The following is a 12,086-nucleotide window of genomic DNA, read 5'->3' as shown; positions in this document are numbered from 1 at the left end:
CGACGTGCTCTCGCGCTGGGGCGGGGAAGAGTTCCTGCTGCTCATGCCCGGCACCGGCCAAAGCGGTGCGATGCGCGTGCTGGAGCGGCTGCGCGGCCAGATGGAGCGCGGCGGCTTCGAGGCGCTGGCCCCGGGCCTGGCGGTGACGTTCTCCGCCGGCGTGGCCGAACGCGTGCCTGGCGAGCCCCACGCCGCCACCGTGGAGCGGGCCGACAAGGCGCTGTACCGCGCCAAGCACAACGGCCGCAACCGCTTCGAAGCCGGCTGACCGCCGCAGGCCGGCGGCACGCACGCCCCCGCGCAGTGCGCTGCCACGGCCCCCGTGCGCTGGCCGAGTTGGAGGCGTGGGCTTACAAGCGCGCACCCGGCGCCCACCCACAATCGCGCACATGAAAAAAACAGGCCGCACCCTGCTCACCGTAGCACTCACCTTCGTGGCCACCACCGCCATCGTGCTGTTCGCGCTGAACTTCACCGCCGGCGAGAAGAAAGTGCAGCACCAGATCCCGCGCCTGTACACCACCGCCCACCCGCAGTACGAACGCGCCATGGGCAGCCTGCTGGGCCCGGGCATCACGAGCGGCAACGAGGTGGTGGAGCTGCTCAACGGTGACCAGATCTTTCCGCCCATGCTGGCCGCCATCCGGGCCGCGCAGAAAAGCGTCACCTTCGAAACCTACATCTACTGGTCCGGCGACATCGGCAAGCAGTTCGCCGATGCCCTGAGCGAGCGCGCCCGTGCCGGCGTGAAGGTGCATGTGCTGCTGGACTGGGTGGGCAGCTCCAAGATGGACGAGAGCTACTTCACCGAGATGAAGGCGGCCGGCGTGGAGGTCGAGAAATTCCACAAACCCCACTGGTACAACCTGGCCCGCCTGAACAACCGCACCCACCGCAAGCTGCTCGTCACCGACGGACTGGTGGGCTTCACCGGCGGGGTGGGCATCGCACCCGCATGGACCGGCAACGCGCAGGATCCCGACCACTGGCGCGATTCGCACTACCAGGTCAAGGGCCCGGCGGTCGCGCAGATGCAGGCCACCTTCCTGGACAACTGGCTCAAGGTCACGGGCAAGGTGATGCATGGCGAGGCGTACTTTCCCGCCATCGCCCAGAGCGGCACGCAGAAGGCGCAGATGTTCTCCAGCTCCCCCTCCAGCGGCAGCGAGAGCATGCAGCTCATGTACCACCTGGCCATCACCTCGTCCGAGCGCAGCCTGGACCTGTCGGTGGCGTACTTCGTGCCCGACGACCTGACCCGGCAGCTGATGCTGGACGCCCTTGCGCGCGGCGTGCGCATCCGGCTCATCACGCCCGGCGAGCACACCGACACCGAAACCGTCAAGGCCGCCTCCCGCGCCACCTGGGGCGAGCTGCTGCAGGCCGGCGCCGAGATCTACGAGTACGAGCCCACCATGTACCACTGCAAGGTCATGATCGTGGACCAGCTCATGGTGTCGGTGGGCTCCACCAACTTCGACAACCGCTCGTTCCGGCTGAACGACGAGGCCAACCTGAACGTGTACGACGCACCATTCGCGCAACGCCAGACGGTCGTGTTCGAAGACGACCTGAAAAGGTCGCGGCGGGTGACCCATCAGGACTGGCTGGATCGGCCGATGAAGGAGAAGCTGGCCGAGCGGATGGCGAGTTTGCTGGAGACGCAGCTGTAGGCTGCATGACACCGCTGCAAAACAGTTTTCCTCGGGCGTTGCATCTTGGGCTTTGAGTACACTGCGTGACAATAAAGCAAGTTGCAAAAGAGAGGTTTCATGAATGACGTGTATGACAGAACAGCGCTCGAGGGATCGATTTCTCAGCTGGAATCCGTCACAGCCAACTTCGCCCAGCGTTTTATTCAAGACGGGAAAGTGCGGCAGAGTTACATCGAGAAAACCCGCCAATTGGCGCAGGAGTACCGGGCCCGGGTAGCATCAGGAGCACTTTCGCCCGACGATGCGGCCCGGCAGGTTCAATCCATTCGTAACGACATTCTTGAAGCCCAGCGACTGCGATCCACCGATATCGGCCGCGCCAAAGCGATCAATCTAAAGAAGGTGGGCCTGAGCTTGGCCGACCTGACCGAAAAGTACGCCAAAGACAAATTCGGAAAGCCGTTCACCTCACTGGCGTCCAATCAACAGAACCTCGTGTATCTGGAAATCATCGACAGCGCAGGGCGCCAGCGGCCTTCCGTCAATGCGGCGGCCATGCGTTACACCGCATTGGGCCGGGCATTGGTGTTCGTCTCGGTCGGTGCCGCCATCTACAACATCGCTTCGGCCGAAGACAAAGGCAAGGCCGTCGCACGTGAAGGCGTGGTCATCGGTGGCGGGTTTGCAGGCGGGGCCGCTGGCGGCGCGCTCGCTGGACTGGCATGTGGCCCGGGAGCGCCTGTTTGTGTCACGGTGGGCGTGTTCGTCGGCGGTGCCTTGGGTGCGCTGGGGGCCGATCTTTCGTTTGGATGGATTTTCTGATGGCGCTCCGACCGTCGCAGGCTTTTCATTTGGAACATCGCCCGGCTGAAAAAGAAGCGCCAGCCCTCGTGTTAATGCATGCGCCCAGCGCACGCACGGTCGAACTGCAAGGCGGGGTTCTGGAGGCGCAATTCGAAGGCGAACGCGGATATCTGGTTTTCACGACGGAAGGCAATCCGCAGGAAGAGGCGCTTTTCATCCATTGGCTGAATCCAGCCTTGCATATCGAGGATTCGCTGGAAATCTCTGCCGACTACACCCCGGGCATCTTTAAAAACCCGGAGGTCGCACCAGCAGCGCAGGCCATCATTTTTTTCTTTTTTTTGACGATGGAAAGCGCTGGTCGGTGACCGTTCTTCAAACGCCTCGGTGGCTGAGGCACAAATACCCCGTCAAGCGCAAAACGCCGTTCTGGAACCGGTCTTGGCTGATGGTGCGAAATGGGCTCGACGATTGATCATTGGTTAATTTGTCCTCCTGTTGAATAGGGCAGTGCAGGCCGTCGAGGCGAGTTCACTGAGCCGGCGGCACTGCCTGGATGAACGCCTCCACATCGTCCACCACCGGCGCGACCCAGCGCAGCGGCCACGCGAATGCGCCGACGAGTGTGGTGTGGCTGGCGCGGGGATACGACTTCAGCGTGACCGGCACGCCAGCGGCCTGCAGCTTCTGCGCCATCTGTTGGGTGCTGCGCTCCGGGCTCACGAGCCGGTCGTTAACCGGGGCCGCCAGGAAGGTGCGCGGCGCACCAGGGTGTGCGAACTCGATGGGCTGGGCCTTGGGCGGGTAGTTCGGGTGGAAAAACACCGGCTGCGCTTGCGGGTTGTCGGTGGGAAAGAAGTCGTACGGCCCCGCCAGGCCGATCCAGCCGGCAAGCTCGTTCGGCGTGTGGCCCGTGGGCTGCAGCCAGCGCGGGTCCAGCGCCAGCATCGCCGCGTTGTAGCCGCCCGCACTGTGGCCCATGGCGAACACCCGTTTCGGGTCGCCACCCCACTGCGCCGCATGGTCCAGGCCATAGGTCACGGCCAGTGCGCTGTCCTGCAGGAATTCGGGGTAGCGCACCTCGGGGTAGAGGCGGTAGTCGGCCACCATCGTCAGAACGCCCCGTGCCGCGAGCGCTTCGCCCAGGAACAGGTAGTCGCCGCGCTCGCCGCTGTTCCAGGAGCCGCCATAGAAGAACACCGCGACCGGCCAGCCGGCCGCTGGCGCCGTCGTTTTCGGCCGGTAGATGTCCAGTTGCTGGCGCGGCAGCGTGCCGTAGGCCACGCCGGCCTGGACGGTATGGCTGTCCTTGGCCGTGAGCGCATTGAGCGTGCCGACCGCGGAGCAGCCGGTCAGCCACGCGGCCAAGGCCAGGATGCCGGTGACTTGCCATGCCGCGCGGGCCCATGAACGGTGAGGGTGTTTCAATCGCGCCTCCAAGTGGGTGGTCCGGCGATCGGGCCGGGACACAGGCGACAGGCCGGTGCCGGGCGGATTATGGTTGGCGCGCCAGCGCCGTGGCCGTCAGAGATGACGCCGCCATGGCGCGGGTGTCACTGCCGAAATCGCGATGCTTCCGAACCGGCCTTGCCCGCGGATGTCAGGCGGCGGCCGGGAGCGCTGGTACCCGCTGCGCACGGTAGCTGGCCGTGCCGGACGCCCAGGCCACCAGACGGTCGATGTTGGGGTGCTTGCCGGGGTGGGCGTGTGCATCGGCCGTGTGCTCTGCGTACCACTCCAGGCCCAGGCTGGCCGCTGCGGGCGTGATGGTGCCGCCGTACAAGGTGGACAACGCGTTGTAGACCGCCAGGGAGCCTGCTTGTCCGGGCTTGTTTTCCAGCGTGGCGATGACCTTTCCGTCCGGGTCCAGCAGGTGCAGGGCGGAGAGGTCGGCAACGGATGGGAGTTGTTGAAGGCGCGAGGAAAAGTTCATTCTCGAAATCGGGAGTGGTATGCGTCCCTGGCGCTGAATGGCCAGGGACTTCCATCGTTGGATAACGGGACCGGCCCACGACGGCGATGGCCGCCGTTGTCCGGGCTGGCTGGTGCGTTGGCTTACTTGCCCCAGGAGTCCTTCAGGCCCACGGCCAGATTGAACACCGGCTTGCCTGCCGCGTGGTCCTTGCTGTCCGCCACGAAGTACCCGTGCCGCTCGAACTGGAACTGGTCGCCCGGTCGGGCGTTGGCCAGCGAGGGCTCCACGATGGCCGTCACAACCTTCAGGCTGTCCGGGTTCAGCAGCGTGAGGAAGTCTTTCCCGCCGGCATCGGGCTGCGCATCGGTGAAGAGCCGGTCGTACATGCGCACCTCCGCCTTCACGCCATCGGCCACGCCCACCCAGGTGATGGCGGCCTTCACCTTCACGGTGTCGGCGCCGGGGGTGCCGCTCTTGGTGTCGGGCACCACGGTGGCCAGCACTTCGGTGATCCGGCCATCGGCGTCCTTGTTGCAGCCCGTGCATTCGATCACGTAGCCGCCCTTGAGGCGCACCTTGTTGCCGGGGAACAGGCGCTTGTATCCCTTGGGGGGCACTTCCTCGAAGTCTTCGCGCTCGATCCACACCGCCTTGCCGATCGTGAAATGGCGCAGGGGCGATTCGGTGCCCTCGGGCGGGTGGGGCAGGGCGGGCAGGCTGCAGGGCTCCAGGTGGCCGGCGCCCATCACCTCGTCCCAGTTGGTTAGCACCAGCTTGACGGGGTTGAGCACCGCCATGCCGCGGTGGGCCTTGGCTTCCAGGTCTTCGCGCAGGCAGCCTTCCAGCGTGCTGTAGTCGATCCAGCTGTAGTCCTTGGTCACGCCGATGCGTTCGCAGAACAGGCGGATCGATTCGGGCGTGTAGCCACGGCGGCGCAGGCCGACGATGGTGGGCATGCGGGGATCGTCCCAGCCGGTCACGATGCCGTTGTCCACCAGGTGCTTGAGCTTGCGCTTGCTGGTGACCACGTAGGTGAGGTTCAGGCGCGCGAACTCGTACTGGCGCGGCTGCGGCGCGGCGATGAGGCCGCCTTCCACCAGGCGGTCCATGAGCCAGTCGTAGAAGGGGCGCTGGTCTTCGAATTCCAGCGTGCAGATGCTGTGGGTGATGTGCTCCAGCGCGTCCTCGATGGGGTGGGCGAAGGTGTACATCGGGTAGATGCACCACTGGTTGCCGGTGTTGTGGTGCTCGGCGTGCTTGATGCGGTAGATGGCCGGGTCGCGCAGGTTGATGTTGGGCGAGGCCATGTCAATCTTCGCGCGCAGCACGGCGGCGCCGTCGGGCAGCTTGCCCTCGCGCATTTCGCGAAAGCGCGCGAGGTTCTCGGCCACGGTGCGGCTGCGAAAGGGGCTGTCCACGCCGGGCTTGCCGAAGTCGCCGCGGTTGGCGCGCATCTCGTCGGGGGTCTGCTCGTCCACGTAGGCCTTGCCGTTTTCGATCAGGTACTCGGCCGCGCGGTACATGAAGTCGAAATAGTTGCTGGCGTAGTACAGGTGGTCGGCGCCGTCGCCGCTGGCCTTCCAGTCGAAGCCGAGCCAATGCACGGCATCGATGATGGCGTCCACGTACTCCTGGTCTTCCTTCTCCGGGTTGGTGTCGTCGAAGCGCAGGTGGCACACGCCACCGTAGTCGGCAGCCAGTCCGAAATTCAGGCAGATGCTCTTGGCATGGCCGACGTGCAGGTAGCCGTTGGGTTCGGGGGGGAAGCGCGTGCGGATCTTCGCCGGGTCGGGCTGCCCGCCGGCATGGTGGGCCGCATCGCCGGGCGTGCCGCCCCAGCGTGCCTGGGCATGCGTGCCCTTGGCGAGATCGCTCTCGATGATCTGGCGAAGAAAATTGCTGGGCTTGGCCGCGGCGTTGGAGGAGGGGTCGAGGGGGGCTGGGGAACTCATGGCGGCATTCTAGGCGGCGGTGCCCGGGGCGTTACCGGGTGAAACACAGCGCGCTACGTCCAGAAACAACATTGCAGGCGGTTTGTGCCATCCTTTCGGACATGTGATGCGTTGAGCATCCACGGGCGTTCCGCGATGGCGGGGCTCCCATCCAAAGGAGATTTCCATGACGAACAGCCGCTCTCTCTCAGCCATGGCCGCCACCGCCGGCGTGGCGCTCGCCCTCCTGGCGGGCACCGGTGCCGCCCAGGCACGCGATATTTCCTGGTCTGTGGGCATCGGGGCGCCCGGGGTCGCGGTCGGTGTCGGAGGCGGTGGCTACCCCGTCGTGGTGGCACCGCCAGCCTATTACCCGCCGCCCCGTCCCGTCTACTACGGCCCGCCTCCGGTGGTCTACGCACCCCCCCCTGTCTACTACCCGCCGCCACGGCCGGTGTACTACGCGCCCCCGCCTCCGGTGGTGGTCGCCCCCTACGGGTACTACGGCGGCGGCCGCCACTGGCACGGACGGGACCGGGGCTACTACGGTCGCTGAAACCCATCGCTGTCCCCTGGCTGCTCATGCAGTCCCAACGGCCCCTCGGGGCCGTTTTCTTTGGGAGCGCCACGCATAATTCGCCCTGTTCGCGTTCGCCGACTGGCGGCGACGCCTTGCCTGGAGTGCTGGCCCTGTGAAAACCGTCTTTGTCCTCAACGGACCCAATCTGAACCTGCTCGGCACGCGCGAGCCCTCGGTGTACGGCGTGCACACGCTGGCCGATGTGGAGCGGTTGTGCGCACAGGCGTGCGAGCGCCATGGGTTTGCGCTGCATTTCCGCCAGAGCAACCACGAGGGCGACCTGGTGGACTGGATCCATGAGGCCGGCCGCCTCCACGGTGCTGGCGAACTGGCCGGCGTGGTGCTGAATGCCGCGGCCTACACCCACACCAGCGTGGCACTGCTGGATGCCGTCAAGGGCACGGGCGTGCCGCTGGTGGAGTTGCACATCAGCAACGTGCATGCCCGCGAAGCCTTCCGCCACCATTCCTATCTGTCCGGCGTGGCGCGCGCGGTGATGTGCGGGTTCGGCGTGCAGGGCTATCCGCTGGCCATCGACGGCCTGGCAGGATGGTGACGGTGCCCACCGCCCCAGTGGCCCACCCCGGATCTGCCGGGGCCGCGGCGCCCGATGGCACCCCTCCCGAAGTGCGGCGCCTGCAGGCGCTGGCCACGCGGCACACCACGCCTTGCGGCGACGGCGATCTGGTGTGGCACGCCTGGGGCCCGGCCGTGCCCGGGCAGCCGCCGCTGGTGCTGCTGCACGGCGGCAGCGGCAGCTGGACCCACTGGGTGCGCAACATCGAAGACCTGGTCGCGGCGGGCTACCAGGTCTGGGTGCCGGATCTGCCCGGTTTCGGGGAGTCCGCTCTGCCCCCGACGGGCGCCGATGCCGACGCGCTGGTCGAGCCGCTGTGCGAGGGCATGCGCGCGCTGTGGGGGCCGCAGCCGTGCGATCTGGTGGGGTTCTCGTTCGGCGGCATGGTGGCGGGCCTGCTGCTGGCTGACCACCCCGAGCTGGCCCGGCAACTGGTCATCGTGGGCGCGCCGGCCATGGGCGTGGTGCCGCACCGCCAGTTCGAACTGAAAGCCTGGCGGCACCTGCCCGCGGACCAGCAGCCGCAGGTGCACCGCCACAACCTGGCCGTGCTGATGCTGCAGGACCCGGCGCTCATCGAAGGCCTGGCGCTGGGTCTGCACGTGGCCAACGTGGTGCGCGACCGCATGCCGCGCCGCCGGCTGGCGCACACCGACATCCTGGCGCGCTCGCTGCCCCGGGTGACCTGCCCGGTGCACGCCATCTATGGCCGCAACGATGCCCTCTACAAGCGCTGGATCGTGGAGCTCGAGGCGGCGTTCCGGGCGGTGGTGCCGGACTTCCGCGGCCTGGACTTCATCCCCGAGGCCGGCCACTGGGTGCAGTTCGAACAGCCCCGGCCCTTCATGGCCACGTTGCTGGCCGCGCTGGCGGACGGGGCGCAGCCGGCTGCCGCATCCCTGGCGGCCGGCCGATGACCGCGCCGCCGGCGGCCTTCGTGCCCCAGGTGGACGAGCGCGAGGTGGAGATCACCGCCATGCGGGCGCAGGGCGCTGGCGGGCAGAACGTCAACAAGGTGTCCAGCGCAGTGCATCTGCGCTTCGACATCGCGGCGTCTTCGTTGCCCGACGGCGTGAAGGAGCGCCTGCTCGCCCTGCGCGACAGCCGGATCACGCAGGAGGGCGTGCTGGTCATCAAGGCGCAGCAGTACCGCAGCCAGGAAGCCAACCGCCTCGACGGACTCCAGCGCCTGCAGGCCCTGGTGGCCAGCGTGGCGCAGCCGCCGCGCACCCGCCGGGCCACCAAGCCGACCTATGGCTCCAAGCAGCGCCGCCTGGAATCCAAGAGCGTGCGCTCGGGCATCAAGGCGCTGCGCGGCCCGGTGCGCGACTGAAAAGGCGGGGAGCGCCACGGCGGGCGTACGCTGGCCCGTGGCGGCACAGGCTGCGCCGATCGCCGCGGGGGTTGGAACCGCCGCCACCGACCCCATCTGTCGGCAACCGAGGAATCTTCATGTCCGATCTGGAACGGGCCCGCGCACCCACCGACAGCGGCAGGAATGCCGAACTCCCCGCGCTGTATCTCTCCCATGGCGCCCCGCTGTTCGCGGTGGACGCCGGCGAAACCGGCCCGGCCCTCACCCGCTGGGGCCAGGAGGTCCAGGCGCGCTTTCCGCACCTTCGCGGGGTGGTGGTCATGTCGCCGCACTGGATGCCGCGATCGCCGAAAGTGATGACCGGGCCGCAGCCCGCCACGTGGCACGACTTCGGCGGATTTCCACCGGCCCTGTATGCCTTGCGCTACCCGGCCGCAGGCGCCCCGGCCCTGGCCGAAACGGTGCTGGCGCGCCTGCGTTCGGCCGGCATCGCGGCCGAAGGCGATGCGGAGCGGCCCTTCGACCATGGCGCCTGGGTGCCGCTGATGCACCTGTTTCCCGACGCCCGGCTGCCCGTGGTGCAGGTGGCCCTGCCGTCCACCGCCGGCCCAGCCGAGGTCTATGCCATGGGCGCCGCCTTGCAGGGCCTGCGCAGCGAAGGCGTGCTGGTGGTGGGCTCCGGCAGCATGACGCACAACCTGGCCGAGTTCTTCGGCGGTGCCAACGAGCCCTTGCCCTATGTGACCGAATTCAGCCGCTGGATCGAAGACGCCGTGCAGCGGCGCGACTGGCCCGCGCTGCTGGACTACCGGCGGCTGGCCCCGCATGCCGAGCGTGCCCACCCCAGCGAAGACCATTTCCTGCCCTTGTTTTTCGCCCTGGGCGCCGCCGGCCCCGAGGCGCAGGCGCACTACCTGAGCCGGGAGGTCCGCTATGGCGCCCTGGCCATGGACGCCTTCGCCCTGCGGTCCGCGGCATGAACTCCCCGGGCCCCGTTCCACTCCAACCCCGATTCGCAACCCTTCATCCCTGCCTTGAACGCCTTTTCAGGGCACCCATCGATGCTTGATCTGCCGCTTCCCTTCCTGAACCGCCCCGCCGCGGCCCACACCACCGCTCCCTGGCTGCTCGTTCTCATGCACGGCGTGGGCAGCAACGAGGGCGACCTGTTCGGCCTGGCCCCCTACGTTCCCCCGCATTTCCATGTCGTGAGCCTGCGCGCGCCGCATGCCATGGGGCCCGGCTCCCATGCGTGGTTCGAATTTTCCGTGCTGCCCGATGGCAGCCGTTCCATCCATGAGCCGCAGGAGGCGGCCAGCCGCTCGCTGGTGGCGCTCACGGTGGAGGCCGCCGCGCTGCAACTGGGCGTGCCCCCTGAGCGGGTGGTGGTGGGCGGTTTCAGCCAGGGCGGCATCATGGCCTTGTCCCTGCTGTTCACCCGGCCGGAGCTGCTGCACGCCGCCATGGTGTGGCACAGCCGGCTGCTGCCCCAGGCGATGCCGTTCGCCGCCGCGGCCGAGAGCCTGCGCGGCAAGCCGCTCTGGGTGAGCCATGGCGTGCAGGACAACGTGATTCCCCTGGCCCAGGCCCACGCCATCCGCGACCATGCCCGGGGGCTGTCGCTGGACCTGACCTACCGCGAATACCCCGGAGCGCACGAGATCCGGCAGGCCGAACTGACCGATGCCATGGGATGGCTGGGCGGACTGCAGCACCCGCAGCCGCAGGCCGCGCGCTGAGCGGCTGACCGATGGGCCCCGCAGGCCCACCGTTCCTTGCGTGGACCCCCGCCGGCTTGCATCGGCCACCGCGCGGTGCACGACACCCCCATGCCAGCGGTGACCGGACCCGTCACACGGCGTTACGGCCCGGTGGAGTCCATCGCTTCCAATCGATGGGCGGCCGCGGGGCATCTTGTCTTTCTACCGCGGCTTTCCCGAAACCCAAGAAAAGGAGGCATTCATGCCTGAACGTGACACGGTGGAGTTGCGGCCCGCGCAGCAGGCTTCGCGCGCCTGGACTCCGTGGGTGCTGGTCGCTGGCGCGCTGGGCGCCGGCGCGGCCTGGTGGTTCTGGGGGCGCCCGGCGTCCGAGCCGGTGGCATTGCCGCCCGTGGCCAGCCAGTCCGCGTCCCAGGCCGCCGCGCCGCCCGCATCCGCGGCCTCCGGACCCCAGAACCCCATGGACACGGTGCAGCCGCCCGACACCAAACTCCCCACCCTGGCCGAATCGGACCGCCCCCTGACCGAGGCGGTCACGGGATGGGTCGGGGCGGACTCGGTCGCGTCGCTGCTGCGCATGGACGGCTTCGTGCAGCGCGCGGTCGCCACGGTGGACAACCTGTCGCGCCAGAGCGCGCCGTCCCGCCTGTGGCCCGTGCAGCCCATGCCGCAGCGGTTCCTGGTGGATGGCGAGGGCAGCGAGACGGAGACGATCGCCGCCACCAACGCGGGCCGCTACCGCGCCTTCGTCATGCTGGCCGAAGCCATTCCGCAGGACCAGGCCGTTGCGCTGTACGCCCGGCTGTACCCGCTGTTCCAGCAGGCCTACGAAGAGCTGGGCTTTCCGCGCCGCTACTTCAACGACCGGCTGGTGGCCACGCTGGACAACCTGCTGCAGGCGCCCGAGCCCACCGGCCCGGTGCAGGTGCAACTCACCAAGGTGAGCGGCGAGGTGCCCTCCACGCGCCCCTGGGTGCGCTACGAGTTCGCCGACCCGAAGCTGCAGGCCTTGTCCAGCGGCCAGAAGATCCTCGTGCGCATGGGCGTGGAGAACGAGCGGCGGATGAAAACCGTGCTGGCCGAGTTGCGCCGCCGGGTCGCGACGGGCGAGATGGCGCGCAAGCCCTGAGCGCCACGGGCGCGCCGGCCCTGCTGCGGCCGGCGCGCGCCGCGCCTCGCCGTCTGGTGAACGCGGCCCCTTCCCGCGGTTTCGCTTCTGCGGTTTGATTTCTGATCTTTCACTTCAGGGAGCTTCCCACCATGTTCGTTGCCATGAACCGTTTCCGCATCGCCCCCGGCCGTGAGGAGGAGTTCGTCGAGATCTGGCGCCAGCGCGACAGCCATCTGGCGCAGGTGCCGGGCTTCCAGTCCTTCCACCTGCTGCGGGGCGACACGACGCCCGAGCACACGCTGTTCGCCTCGCACACCGTCTGGGCGTCGCGCGCGGATTTCGAGGCGTGGACCCGCTCCGACGCCTTCCGGGCCGCGCACGCGGGCGCGGGGCAAAAGCGCGATCTGTACCTGGGACCGCCGCAGCTGGAACTGTTCGAATCCGCGCTGTGAGCGCCCGCGCCGGCCAGGCGGTCGA

Annotated in this window: 15 protein-coding genes; 12 read left to right on the top strand and 3 right to left on the bottom strand. The window is 68.1% G+C overall.

Going from position 1 to position 12,086, the window contains the following annotated elements; translation table 11 throughout:
• The 4 genes from AC27IO_RS14450 to AC27IO_RS14435 all read left to right on the top strand — a co-directional run.
• Positions 1-268: diguanylate cyclase (locus tag AC27IO_RS14450; protein WP_498739344.1), on the top strand; the 268-nt coding region annotated here is incomplete at its 5' end.
• Between the two features lie 121 nt (positions 269-389).
• Positions 390-1,673: a phospholipase D-like domain-containing protein gene (locus tag AC27IO_RS14445; protein WP_498739342.1), complete on the top strand. Its 1,284-nt coding sequence runs from the start codon at positions 390-392 to the stop codon at positions 1,671-1,673.
• Positions 1,674-1,772: 99 nt separating this feature from the next.
• Positions 1,773-2,477 (top strand): hypothetical protein, encoded by a 705-nt coding sequence (locus AC27IO_RS14440; protein WP_487114048.1) that lies wholly within the window; start codon positions 1,773-1,775, stop codon positions 2,475-2,477.
• Positions 2,465-2,827 (top strand): hypothetical protein, encoded by a 363-nt coding sequence (locus AC27IO_RS14435; protein ID WP_498739341.1) that lies wholly within the window; start codon positions 2,465-2,467, stop codon positions 2,825-2,827. The genes AC27IO_RS14440 and AC27IO_RS14435 overlap by 13 nt, the downstream gene beginning before the upstream one ends.
• Positions 2,828-2,990: 163 nt before the next feature.
• Here the strand turns inward: AC27IO_RS14435 and AC27IO_RS14430 are convergent, their stop codons facing one another.
• The 3 genes from AC27IO_RS14430 to AC27IO_RS14420 all read right to left on the bottom strand — a co-directional run bounded on the left by AC27IO_RS14430 (position 2,991) and on the right by AC27IO_RS14420 (position 6,326).
• On the bottom strand, positions 2,991-3,887 hold the full coding sequence (locus AC27IO_RS14430) for an alpha/beta hydrolase (protein ID WP_498739339.1): 897 nt from the start codon (positions 3,885-3,887) through the stop codon (positions 2,991-2,993).
• Between the two features lie 172 nt (positions 3,888-4,059).
• Complete coding sequence (locus tag AC27IO_RS14425) at positions 4,060-4,392, bottom strand: DUF2322 family protein (RefSeq protein ID WP_498739337.1); 333 nt, start codon at positions 4,390-4,392, stop codon at positions 4,060-4,062.
• Positions 4,393-4,514: 122 nt separating this feature from the next.
• Positions 4,515-6,326, bottom strand: a complete 1,812-nt coding sequence (locus tag AC27IO_RS14420; RefSeq protein ID WP_272564008.1) for a glutamine--tRNA ligase/YqeY domain fusion protein — start codon at positions 6,324-6,326, stop codon at positions 4,515-4,517.
• A 166-nt stretch (positions 6,327-6,492) separates the two neighbouring features.
• Between AC27IO_RS14420 and AC27IO_RS14415 the strand changes: the two genes are divergently transcribed.
• The 8 genes from AC27IO_RS14415 to hmuQ all read left to right on the top strand — a co-directional run bounded on the left by AC27IO_RS14415 (position 6,493) and on the right by hmuQ (position 12,061).
• Positions 6,493-6,861, top strand: a complete 369-nt coding sequence (locus tag AC27IO_RS14415; protein ID WP_284428763.1) for a hypothetical protein — start codon at positions 6,493-6,495, stop codon at positions 6,859-6,861.
• Positions 6,862-6,997: 136 nt separating this feature from the next.
• A complete protein-coding gene (gene aroQ, locus AC27IO_RS14410) occupies positions 6,998-7,441 on the top strand; it encodes a type II 3-dehydroquinate dehydratase (protein WP_498739335.1) in 444 nt (147 codons plus the stop codon).
• Positions 7,435-8,379, top strand: a complete 945-nt coding sequence (locus AC27IO_RS14405; RefSeq protein WP_498739333.1) for an alpha/beta fold hydrolase — start codon at positions 7,435-7,437, stop codon at positions 8,377-8,379. The genes aroQ and AC27IO_RS14405 overlap by 7 nt, the downstream gene beginning before the upstream one ends.
• Complete coding sequence (gene arfB / locus AC27IO_RS14400) at positions 8,376-8,795, top strand: alternative ribosome rescue aminoacyl-tRNA hydrolase ArfB (RefSeq protein ID WP_272564004.1); 420 nt, start codon at positions 8,376-8,378, stop codon at positions 8,793-8,795. The genes AC27IO_RS14405 and arfB overlap by 4 nt, the downstream gene beginning before the upstream one ends.
• 119 nt (positions 8,796-8,914) lie before the next feature.
• Positions 8,915-9,757, top strand: a complete 843-nt coding sequence (locus tag AC27IO_RS14395; protein WP_498739331.1) for a DODA-type extradiol aromatic ring-opening family dioxygenase — start codon at positions 8,915-8,917, stop codon at positions 9,755-9,757.
• An 81-nt stretch (positions 9,758-9,838) separates the two neighbouring features.
• Entirely contained in the window at positions 9,839-10,516 is a 678-nt protein-coding gene (locus AC27IO_RS14390; protein ID WP_498739329.1) for an alpha/beta hydrolase, read from the top strand.
• Between the two features lie 223 nt (positions 10,517-10,739).
• Positions 10,740-11,627, top strand: coding sequence for a DUF3014 domain-containing protein (locus AC27IO_RS14385; RefSeq protein ID WP_498739327.1), 888 nt, complete (start codon positions 10,740-10,742; stop codon positions 11,625-11,627).
• Between the two features lie 131 nt (positions 11,628-11,758).
• Entirely contained in the window at positions 11,759-12,061 is a 303-nt protein-coding gene (gene hmuQ / locus AC27IO_RS14380) for a heme-degrading protein HmuQ (protein ID WP_272564000.1), read from the top strand.
• Positions 12,062-12,086: the final 25 nt, after the last annotated feature.

It is taken from the genome of Acidovorax sp. KNOB132, assembly GCF_057541515.1.
The sequence above is the reverse complement of the archived record's forward strand: the minus strand, read 5'-3'. Positions and strand labels throughout refer to the sequence as shown.